A 22518-nucleotide genomic window follows, 5' to 3' on the forward strand; every position below is an offset into this window, starting at 1 on the left:
GTCTGTTATTAATAGTATTACTTACCAGCTTGAACCATTGCTTTAATCACATGGGCTTTAACGAAATGATCAAGTTGATGAGTTTCAATCCACCAAGTCGCAGCTTCCATCAATAATATCGGGTCATCGTTCTTATTGGCAAAAAAGGCATAAAATGATAAACCAACATTATCGCCTTTGGCGGCAATTTTTTTATCGCACACTTGGATTATTTTGGCTCTTAACGACTCTCTCATTTAACGCTCTTTATTGGTTTAACAATATTAATTTACTCAGCATATGATTCATTCAGTCATTTATTCTGGCAATAACCTGTAATCCATCAAGATAGCATCTTCACGGCCAGTTACGCTTGGGTAATAACCCGTGCGGCGACCTGCTTCAACAAAACCTAATGTATTATACAAGCCAATTGCAGCAAGATTAGACTGTCGAACCTCCAACATCACCACCACTGCCTGTTTCACTTTAGCATCATAGATAACATGATTAAGTAGCTGCTTTCCTAGGCCCTTTCCTTGTTGATTCGGCGCAATACAAATATCTAATAACGTCAGCTCATCGACAATTTGCTGCACAATGGCAAAACCAATAAGCTCATCTTTATCAAAGACTCCATAAACGCGATATAAGCGGCCAAAACAGTCTTCTAAGCTTGCTAAACTCCAAGGGTGAGAATGTGCAGCAGACTCAATTTCAAACATTGCAGCTGTGTTTTCAGGAGATAATAACGAAATTGTTAAACTTGTTTGAGGAGAAGCTGAAGTCATAAGGTTTCTTCAATAGTGGAAGTTTGAATAATCGAAGCTTTAAATAATCGAAGCTTTAAATAATCACTGTTTTATATCGTCAATGTCAGTAACTAAATTCTAAGCTGACTTATCTGTATCAATCGAAGCCGTTTTATCAAGCTGCAAACCAAGCTGTTGCCACAGGTCTCTCTTACCTTGATGGCCTTGCAATAACGCCTCAATAGGATCGGTAATAATCCAAGCCACTCGTGGACGGACGCGCATTTTGCGCATATCCCAAATCACCTGCATGCCTTTGACCATTTCAGTATCAAACTCACATTGTGACTCATCAATATGTAATAGCGACAACACGCTTTTAACCAAACTATGCTGGCTAATATCATCACCGTCATCATGAATAATTAAATACGGCTTGCCTTGGCTATCAGCGCTGCGCCAACGGGTTACGCCCATGGCATCTAAAAAAGCTGATTTTTCCATAGTAATTCTCTATCAATGATCTCGTCACTAGAATAGCAGTTCATTAACCACAATGTGAGAGCAAATCAGCTTGAGCGGGTAGATTTAATCCAATTAAAGCCTTAACAACAAAAAACCGCAATAATTTAAAAACCTTGGTAAATACATATCTGGTTAATAGGAGCCCTAGGTTCTTCAGAATGAGCGATATTCACCACTCGCGATTCTAGTTTTAAGAATAATGATCCCTTAACTCTTTTCAACATCTAAAACAGATTCAGGTAGTGTGGTTGTAGGTAGATGAGATTGATAATACTGATGGGGCATTTCATTCTTTTTTGCGTGATACATGGCGATATCGGCATGCTTAATTAAGGTTTTGCTATCTTGCCCATCTTCTGGATACTGAGAAATTCCAATACTGGCGGCAATGACAATCAAATGTCCAGCACAAGGAATGTCAATTAATAGTGCAGTTTCAATATCTTTCGCCACATCAGAAATATTCAGATTGGCGGTATCAGGAATAATAATCGCAAATTCATCACCGCCAATACGGGCCGTTAAGCTATTTTCAGGTACGACTTGCAAGATCCGCTGGGCAATCACTGTTAAAATTCGGTCCCCTTCTGGGTGCCCAAACGTGTCATTAATCATTTTAAAATTGTTAATGTCTAACATTAAGCAATAAAAACCTTCACTTTTTAGCGCTAACATTTGATCCATATGGCGATAAAAGTGCTGACGATTGGCTAATGTGGTTAACAAATCATGGTTCGCTTGATGGTGCTTTTGCTGCAATAACACATCAATATCCATAATTGTTTGCTTACTTAGGTTCGTCACCAAGTACACAAACCCGCCGCCAGCGAAGAAAATACCAGCCACTACTAATTGTATAAAATCAATCTCACTGGTAGAGCTAAATAATAAAGATAAATAACTGAGGTAACTGACAATAAATAATCCAATTAACAATAACAGCGTCAACCAGCCTTTATTACTAAACTGAGAATAAGCACAGATGGCATAAGCTGGGCGTAACGATAACACCAGCCCGATGCTTCCAACCAGCACCAAAAATAAAGCAACATAATCCATAGCACACCCAAACAGTTGTCAAAATCACATTCGATTCATTTTATTCAGTTCTCGAAGCTCTTTGCCATAAAAGACATTGGCGTTGGAATTCACTGAAACCGATAAGGTTAATTAATATAAATATTGTTATATATTAACCTATTACATAATTTAAAGTATACCAGTTCATCGCAACCATCGATATTCAAGGTTTAGCCAACTGCCTACTAAATAAAGAGGGAGCATTGCGCTTTCGAGATGAATATTAACCACCAAAGTGCTACAGCCCTAGAGTCAAAGGTCTCTTTTCAAAACAAAGCAGTTAACATTTTGGTAACAGTGTGGCATTTTGTATTTAAGATACGCTAAAAACACAAATAATAAGAACATGGACCGGTTTAATCATGCTTAAGAACTATAAATTACTATTACTTACTTGCCTTTGCCTTCCCCCGTTAACAAGCCTTGCCCAAAGTAAACTTATCAATAATATCAATGGCTACACTGTCAGTAATGGTAAATTAGTTGAGTTTAAGGCATTACAATTTAACGGCGATGTCATTGAAAAAATCTACCTTGAAAATGAACATCTTCCCTACAGTACTAACACCAGTATTGTAAGAATTGATGGACAAGGCAAAACCTTACTACCAGGCCTTATCGATGCGCATGGTCATGTTTTAAGCTATGGATTAAGCCTGATGCGAGCCCAGTTACGTGGCAGCGTGACTGAACAACAAGCCGTTGAAACTGTTGTAGCATTTAGGCAATTACAACCAACAATGCAATGGATACAAGGACGCGGCTGGAACCAAGTGTTATGGCCACAACAAAACTTTCCCGTGGCTGCATCACTGGATAAAGTCTTTCCCGATACCCCTGTATGGTTAGTTCGCATTGATGGCCATGCTGGCTGGGCAAATAGCGCTGCGATGAAAATCGCTGGTATTAGCTCTGCCACCACCAGCCCTGAAGGTGGTGAAATTATCAAATATGCTGATGGTCAGCCGACAGGGGTATTTATTGATAATGCCATGAGCCTGATCACTACTAAAATCCCACAACCTTCTATCGACGAGCAACAAGAAATACTGCTAACAGCTCTTACTTCGCTGGCTAAGCAGGGATTAACAAGTGTCCATGATGCAGGTATTGGCAGTGACACTATCGCGGCTTATCAGGCACTTGATTATGCCGATAAACTGCCAATTCGCGTGTACGCCATGATAGATGCTCAAGACCCTGAATTTGACAAGATGATGCAGGCAGGGCCGATGGCTTCAGGCTCAGATAAATTACACATCAGCAGCGTAAAAATATCCGCCGACGGCGCCCTTGGCAGTCGCGGCGCTGCATTGATTGAAGACTATAGCGATTTAGCTGGCCATAAAGGTTTATTGCTCTATTCTGAAAAAGAGTTGGGCGATACGATTCAACAAGCGATGGATGCAGGCTTTCAGGTCAATACCCATGCCATTGGCGATAATGCCAATCAAATAGTGTTGGATCACTACCAAGCCAATATCGCCGCAAGTAACAGCCGTCATTTACGCCATCGAATTGAACATGCCCAAGTGTTGCAATTAGCCGATATTCCACGTTTTGCGCAACTCAATGTTATCGCATCAATGCAAGCAACCCATGCTACAAGTGATAAAAACATAGCATTAGACCGAATTGGTAATGCCCGTATAAAAGGCGCCTACGCTTGGCGTAAGCTACTTAATGCCAATACGATTATTGCCGCAGGCTCTGACTTCCCCATTGAGTCGCCAAATCCTTTTTATGGCCTGCACGCCTCGGTAACTCGTCAAGATCACGACAATCAACCTGTTGATGGCTGGTATCGCCGCGAAAGCATGAATTTAACCGAAGCATTAGCCACATTTACCACCCACGCCGCTTTTGCCGCCCATCAAGAGCAAATGATTGGCCAACTTGTCCCTAAGCGTAAAGCAGATTTTATTCTGATTGATAAAGATATCTTTGCTATTAACCCTGAAGATATTTGGAAAACTAAGGTGCTGGAAACTTGGGTTGATGGTGAGCGAGTAGAATAACGCCGCAATCATTTTTAATATGCCTAACCTAAAAGCCTAGCGATTAATTTAACTAGGCTTTTTTACGCCTATATTTTGCATTAAACGCCAAACGCCTAAAAAGTGCTTATTAAAAACTGACTTTTCTTAATTAGGTTTTATCGCGTCAAAAATAAAATTCAATAAATTAACCCTTTTCAAATTTGCTCTCGTTTATAGCTATAACAAGGTTACTACCAACCTCATTTATTGTTTGGAGCACGACATGACAACATCAACACATCGCATTATAAAAACAACCTTAATGAATGGTTTTCTAGCAACAGGATTACTATTTGGTTCACTGTCTCAAAATGCTATTGCTGCTGACTATAATTTTCCACATATTGAAACGGTTGGTACGAGCCATTTAAAAATAGCCCCTGATATGGCGGTAATTTCAGTTCAAGTCAGCCTAACTAAAGATGATGCTAAGCAAGCTAAAGTCGCTGTTGATCAAGCCGTCGCTAAATTCATCAAGCGACTCAAGGATGCTGGAGTCGATAAAAATGCGATATCTAGCGCTAATTTGAGCATTCAGCCGCAATACCATTACCCCTCGAAACAACCCAAAGAGTTAGTGGGTTACCGCGCTAACAGACAAGTGATTGTTACCATCAAGCAGTTGCCTAAGCTTAATGACATTTTAGATTCCGCATTAGAAGAAGGCATTAATAAGGTGCAAAATATCAGTTTGAAATCATCAAACGAAACTGCAGCGATTGAACAAGCAAGACAAGCCGCTATTAAAGATGCCAAACAAAAAGCCCAATCATTGGCCCAAGGGTTTGAGCGTGAGCTTGATGGTGTTTGGAAAATCCGTTACTTAACTCAGCAGCCGGTACAACCTGTGATGATGCGTATGGCGGCAATGCAAAGTGACACGGCCGAAAGCTATCAATACGGTCAAGTCAGTGTCGAGGAGCGTGTTGAGGTCATTTACAAATTAAAATAGCTATAAACGTAAGTGGCGATTAACAGCAACAGTTCATCGCTGCCTTACTCGGTGGTATAAAGAACAGCGCATAAAGAACAGCAGCATTTATGCGCTCTAGTTAACACTCTTAAAAAATAATCACACATTTGTCATATTTATTGTTTTTAATCAATACCTCTATTGTCCCGCTGCATAAACTACCTCGCAATTTACACATGCTTTTTTATTGTTTATTCCACCAAGAGGACGCTTCATGAACATCGATTTATCCACTGAAATTGCTGGTATTAGCTTAGACAGTTACTTAATGAATGCCTCTGGCCCCAAGTGCACCACTTGGGATGAACTGCACACGATTGCCCAATCTCATTCGGCTGCTGTGGTCACTAAATCTTGTACCATGGAAGCGCGCGAAGGCAATCCTGAGCCACGCTATAAAGATTTACCATTAGGTTCGATTCAATCGATGGGCTTACCCAATTTAGGTTATAAAGCTTATTTAGCAATGGTGCCTCAATTAAAAGCATTAGGTAAACCTGTTGTTGTAAGCATTTCAGGCTTTAGCATTGAAGATAATATTGAAATGGTTAGCGCCTTTCAAAACAGTGATGTTGACCTAATTGAAGTTAACTTCTCTTGCCCTAATATCCCCGGTAAAGCGCAGGTCGCTTATGACTTTGAACAAACTGACAAAGCACTCGCTGCCCTAACAGCGCTAGGCAATAAACCAATTGGGATTAAACTGGCGCCTTATTTTGATATGTCACATTTTGTGGCAGCAGCCAATGTCATCAAAAAATATCCAGTAAAATTTATCACCTGCATTAACTCAATCGGCAACACTTTAGTTATCGACCCGTACACTGAGCAACCCATAATCAAGCCTAAAGGCGGCTTTGGTGGTTTGTGTGGTGATTATATTAAACCTGTCGGTTTAGCCAATGTGCGCGCCTTTCGTGAACTGCTGGATGATGACGTACAAATCATTGGCGTTGGCGGGATAAAAACCGGAATCGATGCCTTTGAATACCTACTCGCCGGTGCTGATGCGGTACAAATCGCGACCTGTTTTGAAAAAGAAGGTGAAGCTTGCTTTGAGCGTATTGAAACAGAACTCGCTGACTTCATGCGCGGTAAAGGTTACCAGTGTATTAATGACGCTAAAGGCAAATTAAAACCGCTTTAATGATACCTGTGGCACATTAAGCCTCTGAATATCTGTATTGAAACTCCCCCCTTCCCCTTTAAAGCCACTGTATTTACAGTGGCTTTTTAGCCGTTTCAAAAACATTGCATATAAATAAATTCAGTAAGATATTTATTGTACAAATTATCCCTAATCCAAACTAACACTGTTAATATTAAACTTGAGCAACAACTTTGTAGCATTATCAAAACATTAGCCTGCTAACGGTTAATGTGAGTTTACCCTCAAGCCCAGATAATAAATGGAACATAACTGTGTTTAAAAAATTACTTGCGATGACCAGTTCAACCCAAATGCTAGTGGCTATGTTTGTCGGCTTTGCTGTGGGGATATTCTTTGGCGAGTCCGTAGGCTGGCTTAGCGCTATCGGTAATGGCGTTATTTTATTAATGCAAATGACCGTATTGCCTTACATAGTGGTATCGCTTATTGGCGGTATAGGCAAACTGCAAAAAAGCACGGCCATATTAATTTTTAGCCGCGCTGGCGCCATTATGTTATTGCTGTGGTTAGTCGGTTTAGTTCTCACTGCGTTAATGCCATTGTCTTTTCCGTTTATTGAATCAGCATCGTTTTTCAGCACCAGTATTATCGAACCTGCCCAGCCGATTAATTATTTTAAGCTCTATATTCCTTCAAACCCGTTTGAGTCGATGGCGGAAGGCTATGTTCCTGCCATGGTGGTATTCAGTATTGCCTTGGGTCTCGCGTTAATTAGTATGGAGGGCGACAATAAAAAGCTGGTGTTAACCTTCATGCATACCATCACAGAAGCCTTTTCTCGGATCACCCAAGGCTTGGTTAAAGTGTTGCCTATTGGTATTTTTGCCATGTCAGCATCGGCAGCTGGCACTATGGGAGTTGATGAATTTGCCAGTATGCAGGTTTACCTTATTAGTTACTTTGCTTTGTGCTTATTGCTCACATTTGCAGTGCTACCTTGGATAGTTTCGTCATTAACGCCAATCACTTATAGGCAGACGGTTAACATAAGTAAAGCCAGTTTAGTTACCGCCTTTGCCACAGGTAATATCTTTATTGTTATTCCGGTAATTATTGCTGAGTGTAAGCAAATTATGCGTGAGCATAATAACTTAACTGAAGATGGCGTCACCCTGATTGAGATTTTGGTGCCTATTGCATTTACCTTCCCCAATATCGGTAAATTAACCGTTATCTTGTTTGTCTACTTTGCAGGCTGGTTTAATGGCACCCCTGTTGATATCAGCGCTATGCCGTCGTTGTCTGTCAGTGGCTTATTATCATTATTTGGTAGTGTGTATGTCGCCATTCCTTTTATGTTGGACTTAGTGCAACTACCTTCAGACTTATTCCAACTATTTGTCATGTCAGGCTTTATCACAGGCAAGTTCAACTCTATTGCCGCAGTAATGAACCTATTCGCCCTCACCCTATTAACCGTGTGCTTATTCCAAGGGACACTGAAAATTCGTCCGCCGCAATTAATTAAAATGTCGGTTGGGCTTTTAGCCAGTACCGCGGTCACCATTGTTGTTTGCCGCATAGGTATGGGATTATTTATACATAGCCCTGATATCACCAGTGAGGTGATCGCCAACATGAAAGTGGCTGACAAAGTGCCCACGAAAGTGACTCGCCAATACCCTGAAATCGGTAAAACGCCCACTCAAGCAATCGCCAGCGTCCATTCCATTCGCCAACGTGGCTTACTAAGAGTCGGTTACATTCCCAGTAATGTGCCTTTTAGTTACTACAATAATGCCGGCCAGTTAGTGGGCTTTGATATTGCAATGGCCACTAAGTTGGCGGAGGACTTGAAAGTCGAGGTAGAGTTTATCCCGTTCAAAAAAGATCAGCTCGCAGCGTCATTACAGGCTGGCTATTTTGATGTCGCCATGTCGGGGCTGTCAATGGATATCAAACAAATGGACAGGCTTAGTTATGGCGAACCAGTGCTAGAGCTTAACATCGCCATTGCCACTCAAGATCATCGGGTTAATAGCTTCAAAACTGATGAGTCCATTCTCGAAATGGAAAATACCACCATCGCCTATGTTGAACATGATGATAAAATTGCCGATGCCAAGAAAAAACTGCCTCATATTAATTTTGTTAAAATTGACGGTTATAAAGATTTCTTTAGGCAAAAAGCGCCCAAATACGATGCGGTGGTGATCAGCGCTGAAGCAGGTTCAGCTTGGACATTATTCTTCCCAGGTTACGGCATTGCTATTTTAGAAGGTAAAAATCGCTACCCTGTGGCTTATGCCGTGGCCCAACCTAATCAGTCACTATTAAACTACATTAATAACTGGCAAAAACTGCGCCGAGTCGATGGCCACCAGCAACAATTTTATGATTATTGGATGCTAGGAAAAGGCGCAACCACACCAGTGCCGCGATGGTCGATTATTCGTGATGTACTGCATTGGGTTGACTAAATTAACCATCCATTAAAAAGGCTCCTTCGGGAGCCTTGGTGATAATGATTAGCCAAGGTTATTGCTTATGTACTTTACCTGATTTCATGACAAAATGAACATCAAGTAAGGCATCAATACTTTCAAGGGGGCTCGCTTTCATTGCAATAATGTCAGCATGCTTACCTTGTGCTAGCGTGCCTAGAGTATCGCTCATATCAATAAGGTCAGCAGCGTTAATGGTCGCGCTGACTAAGATATCTTGATTGCTCATCCCCGCCTGACTCATCAGCACAGCCTCTTTCGCATTATCGCCGTGGCGTGATACGCCGCTATCTGTACCAAAAGCAATGTTAACCCCCGCTTTATAGGCATTACCAAAGTTGTTTTGCATATCATGACCGACCCTAATCGCTTTGGCTTTAATTGCTTCAGACATAAAGTTGCCATCACTTTTAGCCATTTGAACCACAGTGTCACCCGCTAACAGGGTTGGCACTAAGTAAGCCCCTGACTTTTTAAATAGCTTAATCGATTCTTTATTGGCGTAACTGCCATGTTCAATGCTATCAACACCTGCTCTCAGAGCCGCATTAATCCCTTCAGCCGCATGGGCATGGCTGGCGACTTTACGCCCTAATGCATGCGCTGCATCAATGACTTCTTTTAACTCGTCATTGGCCATCTGCTGGCCTGTGCCAGTATTGGTATCTGACAACACGCCACCTGTAGAGGTAATCTTAATCACATCAGCGCCATATTTTATCGCTCGGCGCGTGGCACGGCGGCAATCAAAGGGACCATCACAAATGGTTTTAGAGGTCAACATATCCAGCAGATCAGGGCTTTTCCCATCCACATCACCATGCCCGCCAGTGACAGAGACGCCGCCTGAGGCAATAATTCGAGGGCCTGCCAACCAGCCTTTGTTAACCGCATCACGAAGCGCATAAATCTGCTCAGGCTTGGCGCCTAAATCTCTTACTGTGGTAAAACCAGCTAACAGTGTTTTATTTGCAAAATAAGCACTTTTCATTGCCACATCGGCATCTGACATGCGTAATGCTTCGCTGTCATTATTGGGCCCTAACTCCCCTTGTAAATGCACGTGCATATCCATTAAACCCGCCATGACAAAGCTGTCTTTGAGGTCAATATATTCAAGGGTATCTGCTTCAGTTATTTGGCTGGATGGAAGCTCAATATAGCCACTGTTGATGGCGCTGATTTGACCATCTTTAATCAATATTGATTGTTGTTTAGTGGTTTTTTCACCTGCAATGGAAAGTAATTCGCCAGCGTGGATGACTTTAAAATCGGCTGATTGTATTGAAGGTATTACGCTACATAAACCGACTATAATCGCTAGGTTAAACGATTTTTTATGACTCAAATAATATTGAATTCGTCTAGTTGCTGCTATTGCTAGATATGACATATAACCCTTCTTATATTTTTAATTTTACCCGAAGGTTAACATGCCTAACTTAATCATAATTTACAACTTTTTCACATTAGCGTTAACAGAAACATTATCGAAAAACCATTCATGTATACCCTGCAGCTCGGATATAAGCTCTCATTGATTTAACCTATCGTTATTCAAATTTCTTATTAAACCTAGATTTGTGACACAAATTAACTTATTTATTAACAACTTTAGATTGATAAAGGTAAGCCTTTGCTATATAAAACTTTAAGATTTTCATCAAGGAGGTTGAAAGTGACTGATTCTGTCAAATCAGAAAAAAACTACGCTGTAGCAGTTATCCTCTCCGGTATTTTCGGAGTGCTAGGAATTCATCATTTTTACTGCGGCCGTATTAGCCATGGTGTATTTGATTTATCTTTAGCCATTGTAGGGCTAACACTCATGCAGTTTGAAGACGTCACCCTCGCGCTACTTGGTTTAGGTCTCATCGTTATCGATGTTATTCACACTATAGTGGTCACTTTTATGCTTCTAGTTGGAAGCTATAGGGACGGGAAAGGTAAGTTGATTACCTATCCAGGACAAAAATTATAATTAAGGGATTTATTTATGTCAGAAGTACAAACAGCAACTGCAGATGTCCAAGTAAGCGACAAAGGATTCGTACCAACGCTACTATTATGTTTTTTCCTAGGTATGTTCGGTGCGCACCGTTTTTATGCAGGTAAAATTGGTACTGGTATCCTAATGCTATTAACTTTAGGTGGTTTTGGTATTTGGACACTAATCGACTTTATTATCATAGCCGTTGGTAGTTTTAAAGATTCTGAAGGCAAGTTTATCAAAGCAAGTTAATTGATGACTAAATTAAAAGTGGGCTAAAAAAGTTAACCCGCTTAGTTTTAAAGCCGTATCAATTCATTTTGATATGGCTTTTTTATTACAAGCGATTAAAAGGTAAAATCAATGCCGAAGTAAATTTGCTCAGCATCATTAACTGATAACGCAGCACTGTTATATTCCATCGAAGAAGTGACATTATGCCTTAAATAACGAAAACCTATCTCAGATGTAAAATCATGTCCCAAATCAAATAGAAAACCCACTTGTCCGCCATAAACATAGCTGCTGCCAGAGTCTTGATAACTTCGATCTAAATCGGTTAATTGAATTTCATTACCGCTAAACCCTGCAGAAGCACCAATAAACCATTTTATATCATGTACATCATCAACCGAAAACAGTCGGTCATAGGAGACTAATAGTCCTTCATGCTGAGTCATATCATCAGAGTTATAGGAATAAGCGCCATAGAGTCGATTACTGGGGTTAAGTTTAATGCTACTTCGATATTGGTAATTAATGCCACTTTCTTGAGTATCAGAAAGCCCCACAGAAGAAGCGCTATAATCGGCATAACCCACAACGCCGCCCACAATGGCCTCAGCACCATGACCAACACTGGGCAGCAAGCAAATAAAAGTCACCTTGAGTATTAACATCAATTTTCTGTTATAAGCACGGATCATTATTCCCCCCAAAAGTTAGTGGTCATCATTCATTTATACGCCCTAGCGCTGAGCAAAAAACGAACTAAGATCAAACTTTGATGATTAAAACGCGCTTAAAATACAGCTTTAATACAAAATTGTGAGCCGGTTACAATTTAATCGACAATTAATCAAACATTAATCTTGCCAACATAAGCCCTAAACGCAAAAAAGCCGCTTAAAGGCGGCTTTTAACATCCTAAACAAGGCTGATTTTAGCGATATTAGTTAGCGATTTTTAAATCCGCTTTATCGGTAATTATGTTCATATCAAAATCAAACTCATCAACTCGAATCGCACGTTCACGCTTTAAGTTGTAATCTTGCAGCTGCTTATGCTCATCGGCTGTAATAACCTTAGCTTCAAGCGCGGCATCCAGTGTTAACGAGAAACGAACCCCAGCTTTAAATACACGCTGTTTAAGGGCCTTTTTCACTTTAGCTAGCATAGGTAAACATGCCATTTTAGCTAAGTAAGCTTGCTCATTAATGTAGTTACCATCACCAGCAACAGGCTTAATTAAATGAGTTAACTGCTTTTTAAACTCAGTATCAAGCTGGGCTTGATGGGCAAGCTCTCTGACCAAATCATCATTCACTTTTGGCATTTTAGCTGAGTAAGTCATGGTGATTAAACGCATGAACTGGCGAGTCGGCTTAGATGGGAAGTTCTCTAGGAAGCCTAGTAGTGCTTCTTCAGCTTTACATAGCGCCCAACGAGTCGCGTAATCAAAGTATGGCTTAGCTTGCGTGCGCTCATCTGCTGACAATTTTTGCTCGTAAAAACGAATCGATGCCATCGCCGCATAAAGGTAACTCATTACATCACCTAGACGTGCTGAGATCATTTCAGCCTGTTTAAGCTTGCCGCCTAATACAAGCAACGAGAAGTCAGCATAAACAGCCAGTTTAGATGCAAGCTTGTGTACTGATTTTTCGTAACCAATAACTTCAGGCAATGCAGATGAAGCAGGAGCAGTAAATGGCAATACGCCTAATTTGAATGCGCGTAAACTATTACCAACACTGTAACCTACGGTTTGTCTGAAAATACGGTTAAAGGTTTTATCAGCATCACTTGCATCACTATGAATTGATTCAACCATACTTTGTAAGTGAGGATGACAACGCATCACCCCTTGACCAAAAATCATCAAGTTACGGGTTAGAATGTTGGCACCTTCAACGGTAATTGCAATAGGTTGCGCCACATAACCTGATGCTAAGGTATTTTGTGGTCCACGTTGAATCGCTTTACCAGCTTGAATATCCATAGCAGAATCAAGAACATCACGTCCAAGCTCTGTCATGTGATACTTAGCAATAGCTGTTACTACAGAAGGTTTTAAGCCTAAACCTAATCCTTCAGTGGTTAGCACTCGCATCGCCTCTTGCAAGTAAGTTTTACCGGCAATATCTGCAAGCTTTTCTTGAATACCTTCAAACTTACCAATTGATAAACCAAACTGTTCACGCACAGCGGCATATTCAGCAGAAGACTTAAATGAACATTGGCTAACTGAAACACCTAAAGCCGGCAGCGAAATACCCCGGCCAGCGCCTAAACAGCTAACCAGCATTTGCCAGCCGCGACCTATGTTGCTTTGACCACCAATAATAAAGTCCATTGGAATAAACACATTCTCACCACGGGTAGTACCGTTATAAAAACGACAGCCCATAGGATCATGACGGTTACCTAATTGCACACCAGGGTGCGCCTTAGGAATAAGCGCACAAGTAATACCAAGCTGTTCTTTGCCACCTAATAAACCTTGTGGATCTTCAACTTTAAACGCTAAACCGAGTACCGTAGCGATTGGCGCTAAGGTGATATAACGCTTATCCCAAGTTACTGATAAACCCAGTACTTGCTCGCCTTGATACTCACCCATGGTGACGGTACCAATATCAGGAATACCACCAGCATCAGAACCCGCTTCAGGGCTTGTTAACGCAAAACATGGAATTTCTTGGCCGTTAGCTAAACGAGGCAACCAAAAGTCACGTTGGCTATCTAAACCGTAGTGCATTAATAACTCGCCAGGACCTAAAGAGTTAGGCACCATGACCGTAACAGCAACCGCAGAACTTTTAGCAGCAATGGTCGCTACGATAGTTGAGTTAGCATAAGGGCTAAACTCAAGTCCACCGTAAGACTTAGGAATAATTAAAGAGAAGAATTTGTTCTCTTTTAAGTAAGTAAGAATATTGTCTGGTAAATGTTTACCATTTTGAATCTCAAAATCATCAACCATTTCGATTAATGTTTGCACCGGGCCATCGAGGAAAGCTTGCTCATCAGCTGACAGCGTTGCCCCAGGAATGTCACGTAAGGCGGTAAAATCAGGAATGCCCTGATAAATAGACCCTTCTAACCAAACATCTCCGGCATCTAACGCTTCTTGTTCTGTCGTCGAAATACTTGGCAATACTTTTTTAAATGTTGTTCTTAAGCTCATAGTTTTACACTCATCAGACCAGACTAATAGTGTGCATTACGTCACAAAAATTAAATTAGATCAAACATTCTAATTAAAAATAAACCCAATAATTACAACAACAAAGTAACATTTAAAAAATAATACCAGCATTTCATAAACTTACACGTGTGCGCTGAAGCAAAAAATTTTTAAAAAATTTATACGCTCGTTTGAATTTTTAAAGTCGAGAATGCTATTTAAGCAAATTTTCAAAGCTACTCGACACAAATCATTAGTCAAACTCATGGGAAAAAATGCTACTTTAAGTGAATGGAAATAAAAAGGGGCCGAAATGATGTGTGGCAGAATTGAAATGCTATTTGATGGCATGAAGCAAACACTTGATGACTTGTTTGATATGCCACTGTCGATACAAACAAACCTTGATTTACGCCCAACAGATACTGTTACCTGCATCACTCGTACTTGCCCTGAAACAACCCCATCAATAAATGCCGCAGACCCTAGTAGCACTGCAATTGCAACAATAAGTCACTCGGCAAATATTCCGCCTTTAACTGTCATAAATAGCCTTTGGGGGATAAAACCTAATTGGTCTAAAAAAATCATTATTAATGCCCAAGGAGAAACCGCGGCCGACAAAGCAACCTTTGCCAATGCCTTTAAACAGCAGCGCTGTATCATCCCTTGTAGTGCTTGGTTTGAGTGGCGCGATGAACGCCAGACTAAAAAACAAAAGTATCGCTTCAGTCACGCAGCTAATAAGCCATTGTTTATGGCTGGCATACTGTACCCTGAAGAAAATCAACTGGTTACACTTACCATTAACCCTAATGATAAATGCGCTCAGTATCACCACCGCATGCCATTGTTTATTCCGTCTACCGAGATTAACAACTGGCTTTATCATGATGTTTCGCAGCTCCAGCCATTACTTAATCCACTACCAGAGAAATGGATTAAGATCTGTCGCGCCTAAATGATTAAGCCGCTTTCTCCAAAAATTTCCCCCTGTTAATTCTGAACTCGGATAGGGTTAACACATTTTAATTTTCTAGAATTTTATTAAGCAGATCACAACCTTGAGAATTAACTAAGCTAGAAAATGCAAAACTGTAGCTTTAAGGGCAATTTTAAGTTTCAATTAACATAAATCGATAAGATAGTCTTCGAGTAAGGCAGTTTAGGCTGTATTACAAAGACTAATTTAAAAAATGTGCTATCCAATTTTCAGTGTTCTTAGTTTTAAAGTAACGGATTTATTTTCATTAAGATATTGGTTCATTGAGTATGCGCAGTTTGTTAAGGCCAACTTAGGTTCTTAGCATGGGCGATTAAGCCCCTTAACTGATGATGGAGTTACTATGAAATATTTATCTATGATTGCTGCACTTATGTTTGCAGGTTCTGCTTTTGCTGTTGATTGTGTTGATTGTCACAATGCTATCAATGTTGAAGAGCATGCTGAAATGGAAGCAAACATCGAAACTTGTAATGATTGTCACAGCCTAACTGACGCTCACGAGTTAGATACTGATCTACATACACCAGATCTTACTATTACTGAATGTGCTGATTGCCACACAGTAAAATAAGCTCCTTAACCTTGATGTAGCTTGACCATAATCCAGATTTGGCCAAACTCACAAAATCAAGTGTTAAACGCTCAGTAAGAGCACTTAAAAACCAGTTGCCTTGCAACTGGTTTTTTTGTGCCTGTCATTAACCAAAAATAACTGATAGTTACTCAGCTAACAGCTTGTTAATCGCTTTTAGACTGACATTAACATCTTTATAATCCAATGGAACACAATAGCTTTGCTGATCAATCGCCAATACCAGTGACGGAAAACCCTCAACAGGTAAAGACTGAGCAACATTAAGCTCTGACAGTAATTGCTGCTGCGTGGCACTGGAGGTTAATTTCGCCCTAAAGTCTGCTTCATCAATACCCAGTTGGCTTGCGAATGCAATGAGTGTGCTGTCATCTGAGGGGTTTTGCGCCTGCAAATAATAGCCTTGTTGAATGGCAAACAGCATTTGCTGCTCTAAACCATAGTGCCTTGCCACAAGGCAAGCCCGACAGGCGGGATAACTCGAACGCCTTGGCTTGCATTGACGCCAAAAATCAAAATTAAATTGGGTTCCTAGCTGCGTCGCTATTTTTTGCCAGGTGTTAGCTAAAAATTGCTGCATTTCTAGTGGCATTGGCACATCGGAGTCTGGGGCTAAGCCGCCTAACAGGTATGTCAGTTGCACCTGAGGCAACTGCAGCTTGATTTGCTCAGCTAATGCCAGCCAAGTGGGGCGATATCCCCAGCACCAACTGCACATAGGGTCGTAAACGTAAAACAATTGCACTTGCTTACGGGCTAATGGCTGATCCACTAACGGGCTGCTGAGTCGTTGAGACATGTATCACTCATCTGTTTTAAAGGGACTAAGCTAGCTGTTATACCATCAATTCAACTAAAAATCAGAGTCAAACTCGGGCGATTAAATTCGATTCAAATTTTGCCATTAAACAAGGTATAATCTGGCCATTATTGATTGGAGAGTCCCCATGGCCAGAACCGCTGCAGCACTGCACATATTAGTTAAACACAAAACCCAAGCAGAAGACTTAATCAAGCAACTTGATAATGGCGCTAAATTTGATGTGCTAGCAAGAAAACACTCATCGTGCCCTTCAGGAAAAAGTGGCGGTAACTTAGGTGAATTTAAAAAAGGTCAAATGGTGCCACAATTCGATAGAGTCTGTTTTACTGGTGAGCTTATTACCCCCCATTTAGTTAAAACCAAGTTCGGTTGGCATGTGATAAAAATTTTGTACCGCACCTAAGGAGTCACCTTAGTTTATTGCGTTTTCGGCGCACATTTAACTCACCATACCCAAGCCTAACATCATTGTTTCTTGAGTATTAATCGAGAGCAATCATGTCCAAAGTGTTTATCATTGGTTTGCCCAGAACTGGCACCACCAGCGTGAGTGCTGCCTTACTTGAACAGGGATTAAAAGTCGCCCATATCGGTTTAACCAAACGCGCTTTTGAAGTGGCCGATGTGGTTTCAGATGTGCCCTGTTTTTGTGATTACCCACAGTTAGATCAGTTATTTCCCGATGCCAAATTTGTCTACATCGACCGACCTATCGACACTTGGGTTGCGTCAATACAAATGCTGCTCACAAAAATGAGGCCAAACCTTGCCGATAAAACCGGCACCTTCCATCCGATCCTTAAGCGCTGTTTCAAACAAACTTTTGGCCCGTTAGACGCTGATAATCTGCTAGATGAAGCGCGTTTAAAAGCTTGCTACCTTGCGCATCAACAAGCTGTTTACCATTACTTTAAGCATCGAGATGACTTTCTATCGATAAAACTTAGCGATAACAATAGCCTGCAAACTTTACTCAACTTCATTGGTATACATGACAGCCCCACTGCTGAGTTTCCACAGCTTAATGTTGGCACCCATGTGGCAAGCTGGGGCGAATATAAGCACCCTAATAAAGTGAATACCAACTTAGCAGGCCCTGAACATCGCAAGTTTTTTGATTATCGAATTCCTAAAAGTTAGTTATGCCTAAGTTGTAACTCAGGCGAGCTTTGCTATAACTTAATGGAACGATTAAGCATTGTTTTGAACAAATAGTCACTGCTCGCTCAGCATCATTCAATGCCAATAGTGACCATACCCACTTCTAGCCATAATGAGAACACCATGAAATTACATCCACTTATCATCGGACTCCTCGTCGTCATCACCAGCCCTGCAAGCTTTGCCGCTAGCGTATTAGATATTCCTAGTAGTGTTGATGTATTGCTATTGAATGGCCAACAATTGGATACTGATGAAGTGACTTTGGTTGAAGGTGACAATCAGCTGCTATTTCGCTATCAGGTTAATTACCGTGATAGCGGCATGCAAACGCAATTTAAATCTGAAGCGGTGATCGTAAAGTTTAGCGCCAGTAATGATACCTATCGCCTTAAACTGCCAAGCATACGCAATCGAAATGCCGCCAATAGCTTTAATAAATCGCCCCAATTAACCCTTACCAATAGCCAAGGTCTACCTGTGGAGTTTATACAAGATTTACTCCTAAAAGATGGGCTGCAATTAGGCCGCGATTTTGAGCTTGAGCTCAGCCAGTACAACCTTAGCAATAAACCTGCCGCCATGAGCTTTACGCCGCTAAGTGTCGATAACGCCAATCTCGCGACTAAGCCAGCGTTAACTGCTGCACCAACAATAACCTCGACAGCAACGATAACTCCTGCGTCAACGACCACAGCAGCACCTGCCACTGTCGCGGCTGCGCCAGCATTAGCTCCGACAGCGATGACACCTAAGACAATTGCTCAAGATCAGGCAGAAATCACTGAAATGCTCGATTATTGGTACAGTAAAGCCAATCAAGAAACTCGCGCTAAATTTAAAGCCAAAATTAATCAGCAATGATTAACTAACCCTAATTTATAAACGCTATTTTATAACGTTAAGTTATTTTGCTATAAGCAATAAAATACTGTTAACAAACTAGTAACCTTGGTTATCATAGACTCGAATATTCTTTAGGGTCATAACCATGTCTATTAGCTTTACCAAGGTGTTGCAATCTAACGTCACCAAATACACGCTCACCAGCCTAGTCGTACTGATCATGCTGGTGTTATTAGCCATTTATAGTGTATTGCGCCTAAGTATGCCCAGCTTAAATACAAGCTTTAATAGCCAAGATATAACAGCGCCTGTCACCATTGAACGTGATGAACTCGGCACGGCGATTATCAGCGCCAGCAACCGCCTTGATGCCTCTTATGCCCTTGGCTATGCCCACAGCCAAGACCGCTTTTTTCAAATGGACTTATTACGACGCAATGCCGCAGGTGAACTGGCTGAAATATTTGGTGAAAAGGCACTTGAGCGCGATAAAAACCGCCGCTTTCATCAGCTACGCAAACGGGCACAAATGATATTTGGTGGCTTAACCACAAAAGAAAAGCAAACCCTTAGGGTTTACACTAAAGGGGTAAATGCCGCACTGAAGGCGCAAACTCTGTCCTCATTTGAATACCTACTCACCCAATCAAGTCCTCAACCATGGCATGAAACCGACAGCTTATTGGTCATATTTAGTATGTATCTTGATTTACAAGGCAATACCATTAAGCGAGATATGGCCTTAACCCAAATAAAACAGACCTTTGGCCCCGATATGCTGGCATTTTTAACCCAAACAAGCCACCATCAGGCAGCTCTTGATGATAGCCAAATCCCCTACTTTGACGGCGATATCCCAACACTTGAGCCCCAGCTTTTGGCTCAAGCAAACAGCAGCACAATCACCGCCCCATTAGAGGTCGGCAGCAATAACTGGGCAGTGACCGGAGAGCTTACCAAGTCTGGCCGGGCAATGTTATCTGATGATATGCACTTATCGTTTGCCGTACCTATTATCTGGTATCGAGCGCAATTAAATTACCCCAGCATTAGCGATGCTAAAACCAATAATGTCCCAAATAATACCAATCCATCGGCGCAAATAACTGGCGTCTCATTACCCGGCGCGCCAGCCATTGTTGTGGGCTCTAATGGCAAGCTCGCTTGGGGATTTACCAACAGTTATGTGGACACCGCTGACTGGGTTGAAATTGACGCCAACACTGAAATAGCGCTTGAATATGAGCCGATTAAACTGCCCAGCTCAGAAGTGATGCATACAGTACAAGTCAGTGAATATGGCCCGGTAAAAACCGTTAATGATAAAAACTACGCACTATCATGGGTCGCCCATCAAGACTATGCGGTTAATATGGGCTTAATTGAACTAGAGCAAACAACCACAGTCGATCAAGCCATGGCATTAGCCAGCAGTATCGGTATTCCAGCACAAAATATGTTGTTAGCAGACAGCCAAGGTAACGCGGGCTGGAAGATAGCTGGCGCGCTACCAAGTCGTAGTAATCCTGCCAATGTCGCTCAAACAGCAACTGAAGTGCAAACCCAAGCTTGGCAGCAACCCCAACCCAATGTCCCAAGTGTCATTAACCCACTCAGCCATCGTATTTGGACCGCTAATTCACGGGTGCTCTCCACCCAAGATTTAGCCCAATTCGGTGATGGCGGCTATGCTCTTGGGGCCCGCGCTACGCAAATTCGGGACAGATTACATGAGCAAGAGCAATTTACTGAAACTGATTTTTTTAATTTGCAGCTAGATAATCAAGCACGATTTTTACAGCCTTGGCAGCAATACCTACTTAATCTGCTAAGCCAACAACCCAAACGGTTCGCTGAAGATGTTAAGTTCATCAATCAATGGGGCGATTGTGCCTGTGCAGACTCGGTGGGCTATAGCTTAGTAAAACATTTTCGCGCCGCCATGATAGATCAAAGCTTTGCGCCGATTGAAACTAATCTAACAAGCCAAGGCAGCAGCTTAGCTGTGATTAAGCGCTATTTAGAAACGCCTATGTGGCAACTGATCAATCAGCAGCCTAAAAGCTGGCTACCTAAGCAATTCCAAAGTTGGGATGAATTTGCCATCAGCGCCTACAAACAGGCTAAAACCGCCTTACTTAAACAGCACAGTCAAGATAATCAGCTAGCTGATTTACGCTGGGGTGAGGTAAATAAGCTAGACATTAAGCACCCATTTTCAAAACAGATGCCCTTACTGAGCCATTGGTTAGATATGCCTGCTGCACAAGGTTATGGCGACAGCTTTATGCCAGCGGTGCAAGGTGCCTCATTTGGCGCCTCACAGCGATTTATTGTACAACCGGGCAATGAGCAAGATGCCATCATGAGCATTCCTGGTGGGCAATCTGGCCACCCGTTATCGCCTTATTATCGTAGTGGCTATCAGCAATATGTTAATAATCAAGCTACGCCATTATTGCCACAAACTATTGAGCACACATTAACCATTAAGCCGCGCTAAACTTGCGCGGATTTTGCCCTTCGGGATTGGTAAAAGTGTAAATAGCACGCGGCCACATACACCACTACCACGGTGGCTATCGATAATTCTATAATAGCCAGTATCCGCACTTGCTGAATGTATTGCTCAGCCATATTAATGCTTTGCATCCAGCTGATCATTTTAAATAATGCTGTCGCGCCTATGACCATAGGGAAAGTAAACGCGGCATAGCCAGGGCTAAAAGGGAGGGTTAGTAACTTAAAGAAGGCTAAATAAATAATACTGGTCATCAGCACTGCAATGCCAAATAGTAAGGCAATGATAATGGGTGATGGCGTAGCCGTTACCGTTAAATAACCCGCTAGTGATAAGCTTGCTGGCGCCGCTAAAATTGCCATGGTCGGTTTAGCCGCATCAGGCACTTCATGGGTAAATATCAAACGATAAATCATCACCGGCAGCATCAAGGCATAGGCAAGCATGCCAAATACCAAGGCGATATGGGCGATTAATGTCAATTGCGGGTTACCTGAAAAAGACACATCGGCCACGATAATCCCCACCGGCGGCACAAACCAACTTGGCACCATATGATGTAGCTCAAATGCTTTAGCGCGGTGATATAAAAAGCTAATCAAAAATACGATATGAAGCCCTACTGCAAATAACCATAAAGCATCACCGACTTGAGGGTAAAAATGCCCAACTGAGTTAGATACTACCATGGTGGCCATGGCAAAGGTCGGTACTACACTGCCAACCACAGGGTGCGCTAAATCTGCCTTTAAGGTATGAGACAGCAATAAAAACTTCAGCGTTAACACCAGTAATAATAGGCTCGCAATAGCAGCGCTGCCCCATTGACCATAACCCTGAAAATCGGCGAGATTCTCCCAGCACCAACCTAAGCTAGCAATCGCCAATGCTAAGCCTGCCATAGGGGTTGGAGCGGTCATTAATTTAGCTTTAGCGATGTTTATCATGGTGGCCTCAACTTAACTCTCGGATAAACCCCTTTGTTAGCAATCAAAGAGATTGCAATAAAAGAGTTTCAACTTTTTAGCTTGAGTTGATATTACTCTTGCTAATTGTTCAGATATATCCAATTATTTAAAACATGCGTTAAGTTTAATTGAACGTATAATTAGGCCATCAACAAAACAACTGACAATAAAAGCAAACTGGCGTTAAACCTAAGTCAGCGCTAATGATAACCATGAAAAGCGGGGATGATAACACCATG

General features: G+C 41.7%; 21 protein-coding genes. 12 read left to right on the top strand and 9 right to left on the bottom strand.

Going from position 1 to position 22518, the window contains the following annotated elements; translation table 11 throughout:
• Nucleotides 1-17: 17 nt before the first annotated feature.
• The 4 genes from Q4557_RS02970 to Q4557_RS02985 form a co-directional block, all read right to left on the bottom strand.
• A complete protein-coding gene (locus Q4557_RS02970; protein WP_076543093.1) occupies nucleotides 18-236 on the bottom strand; it encodes a DUF6500 family protein in 219 nt (72 codons plus the stop codon).
• A gap of 60 nt (nucleotides 237-296) precedes the next feature.
• Nucleotides 297-704 (bottom strand): ribosomal protein S18-alanine N-acetyltransferase, encoded by a 408-nt coding sequence (rimI, locus tag Q4557_RS02975; protein ID WP_241901127.1) that lies wholly within the window; start codon nucleotides 702-704, stop codon nucleotides 297-299.
• Nucleotides 705-869: 165 nt separating this feature from the next.
• Entirely contained in the window at nucleotides 870-1235 is a 366-nt protein-coding gene (locus Q4557_RS02980; RefSeq protein ID WP_102439005.1) for a hypothetical protein, read from the bottom strand.
• A gap of 228 nt (nucleotides 1236-1463) precedes the next feature.
• Nucleotides 1464-2315 carry a GGDEF domain-containing protein gene (locus tag Q4557_RS02985; RefSeq protein ID WP_102439007.1) on the bottom strand — a complete coding sequence of 284 codons (852 nt, stop codon included), beginning with the start codon at nucleotides 2313-2315 and terminating at the stop codon, nucleotides 1464-1466.
• Nucleotides 2316-2698: 383 nt separating this feature from the next.
• On the opposite strand from Q4557_RS02985, the gene Q4557_RS02990 reads away from it, so the two are divergent.
• The 4 genes from Q4557_RS02990 to Q4557_RS03005 all read left to right on the top strand — a co-directional run bounded on the left by Q4557_RS02990 (nucleotide 2699) and on the right by Q4557_RS03005 (nucleotide 8939).
• Nucleotides 2699-4354, top strand: coding sequence for an amidohydrolase (locus Q4557_RS02990; RefSeq protein WP_303410559.1), 1656 nt, complete (start codon nucleotides 2699-2701; stop codon nucleotides 4352-4354).
• A gap of 268 nt (nucleotides 4355-4622) precedes the next feature.
• A complete protein-coding gene (locus tag Q4557_RS02995; protein ID WP_303410741.1) occupies nucleotides 4623-5327 on the top strand; it encodes an oxidative stress defense protein in 705 nt (234 codons plus the stop codon).
• A 235-nt stretch (nucleotides 5328-5562) separates the two neighbouring features.
• Complete coding sequence (locus tag Q4557_RS03000; RefSeq protein WP_102439011.1) at nucleotides 5563-6495, top strand: dihydroorotate oxidase; 933 nt, start codon at nucleotides 5563-5565, stop codon at nucleotides 6493-6495.
• Between the two features lie 275 nt (nucleotides 6496-6770).
• The gene (locus tag Q4557_RS03005) at nucleotides 6771-8939 is read left to right on the top strand and encodes a cation:dicarboxylase symporter family transporter (protein ID WP_303410564.1); all 2169 of its coding nucleotides are present in this window, start codon (nucleotides 6771-6773) and stop codon (nucleotides 8937-8939) included.
• 58 nt (nucleotides 8940-8997) lie between these two features.
• Here Q4557_RS03005 and Q4557_RS03010 read toward each other — a convergent pair whose 3' ends face one another.
• The gene (locus tag Q4557_RS03010) at nucleotides 8998-10356 is read right to left on the bottom strand and encodes an amidohydrolase family protein (RefSeq protein ID WP_303410566.1); all 1359 of its coding nucleotides are present in this window, start codon (nucleotides 10354-10356) and stop codon (nucleotides 8998-9000) included.
• A gap of 285 nt (nucleotides 10357-10641) precedes the next feature.
• Between Q4557_RS03010 and Q4557_RS03015 the strand changes: the two genes are divergently transcribed.
• Nucleotides 10642-10944, top strand: a complete 303-nt coding sequence (locus Q4557_RS03015; protein ID WP_157936144.1) for an NINE protein — start codon at nucleotides 10642-10644, stop codon at nucleotides 10942-10944.
• A 15-nt stretch (nucleotides 10945-10959) separates the two neighbouring features.
• Nucleotides 10960-11205 (top strand): TM2 domain-containing protein, encoded by a 246-nt coding sequence (locus Q4557_RS03020; protein ID WP_102477078.1) that lies wholly within the window; start codon nucleotides 10960-10962, stop codon nucleotides 11203-11205.
• A gap of 95 nt (nucleotides 11206-11300) precedes the next feature.
• On the opposite strand, the gene Q4557_RS03025 is transcribed toward Q4557_RS03020, so the two are convergent.
• Both Q4557_RS03025 and Q4557_RS03030 read right to left on the bottom strand, forming a co-directional pair.
• Nucleotides 11301-11879, bottom strand: coding sequence for a hypothetical protein (locus Q4557_RS03025; RefSeq protein WP_303410571.1), 579 nt, complete (start codon nucleotides 11877-11879; stop codon nucleotides 11301-11303).
• A 245-nt stretch (nucleotides 11880-12124) separates the two neighbouring features.
• Nucleotides 12125-14362 (bottom strand): acyl-CoA dehydrogenase, encoded by a 2238-nt coding sequence (locus Q4557_RS03030; protein ID WP_303410573.1) that lies wholly within the window; start codon nucleotides 14360-14362, stop codon nucleotides 12125-12127.
• Nucleotides 14363-14675: 313 nt separating this feature from the next.
• On the opposite strand from Q4557_RS03030, the gene Q4557_RS03035 reads away from it, so the two are divergent.
• Nucleotides 14676-15323 carry an SOS response-associated peptidase family protein gene (locus Q4557_RS03035; protein WP_303410575.1) on the top strand — a complete coding sequence of 216 codons (648 nt, stop codon included), beginning with the start codon at nucleotides 14676-14678 and terminating at the stop codon, nucleotides 15321-15323.
• Between the two features lie 385 nt (nucleotides 15324-15708).
• Nucleotides 15709-15939, top strand: a complete 231-nt coding sequence (locus Q4557_RS03040; protein WP_102439023.1) for a cytochrome c3 family protein — start codon at nucleotides 15709-15711, stop codon at nucleotides 15937-15939.
• A 148-nt stretch (nucleotides 15940-16087) separates the two neighbouring features.
• Here the strand turns inward: Q4557_RS03040 and Q4557_RS03045 are convergent, their stop codons facing one another.
• Complete coding sequence (locus tag Q4557_RS03045) at nucleotides 16088-16759, bottom strand: DsbA family protein (RefSeq protein WP_303410577.1); 672 nt, start codon at nucleotides 16757-16759, stop codon at nucleotides 16088-16090.
• Nucleotides 16760-16907: 148 nt separating this feature from the next.
• Here Q4557_RS03045 and Q4557_RS03050 point away from each other — a divergent pair, with 148 nt between their 5' ends.
• The 4 genes from Q4557_RS03050 to Q4557_RS03065 all read left to right on the top strand — a co-directional run bounded on the left by Q4557_RS03050 (nucleotide 16908) and on the right by Q4557_RS03065 (nucleotide 21293).
• Complete coding sequence (locus Q4557_RS03050) at nucleotides 16908-17186, top strand: peptidylprolyl isomerase (RefSeq protein ID WP_102439027.1); 279 nt, start codon at nucleotides 16908-16910, stop codon at nucleotides 17184-17186.
• A gap of 95 nt (nucleotides 17187-17281) precedes the next feature.
• Complete coding sequence (locus Q4557_RS03055; RefSeq protein ID WP_102477074.1) at nucleotides 17282-17923, top strand: sulfotransferase family protein; 642 nt, start codon at nucleotides 17282-17284, stop codon at nucleotides 17921-17923.
• Nucleotides 17924-18067: 144 nt separating this feature from the next.
• Nucleotides 18068-18808, top strand: a complete 741-nt coding sequence (locus tag Q4557_RS03060) for a DUF2057 domain-containing protein (protein ID WP_157937405.1) — start codon at nucleotides 18068-18070, stop codon at nucleotides 18806-18808.
• 127 nt (nucleotides 18809-18935) lie between these two features.
• Nucleotides 18936-21293 (top strand): penicillin acylase family protein, encoded by a 2358-nt coding sequence (locus tag Q4557_RS03065; RefSeq protein ID WP_303410589.1) that lies wholly within the window; start codon nucleotides 18936-18938, stop codon nucleotides 21291-21293.
• Here the strand turns inward: Q4557_RS03065 and Q4557_RS03070 are convergent.
• Nucleotides 21290-22258, bottom strand: coding sequence for a TDT family transporter (locus tag Q4557_RS03070; protein ID WP_303410591.1), 969 nt, complete (start codon nucleotides 22256-22258; stop codon nucleotides 21290-21292). The genes Q4557_RS03065 and Q4557_RS03070 overlap by 4 nt on opposite strands.
• Nucleotides 22259-22518: the final 260 nt, after the last annotated feature.

Origin of the sequence: Shewanella sp. 5_MG-2023 (genome assembly GCF_030547465.1) — a bacterium.
In the GTDB taxonomy this organism is placed as follows: Bacteria; Pseudomonadota; Gammaproteobacteria; order Enterobacterales; family Shewanellaceae; genus Shewanella.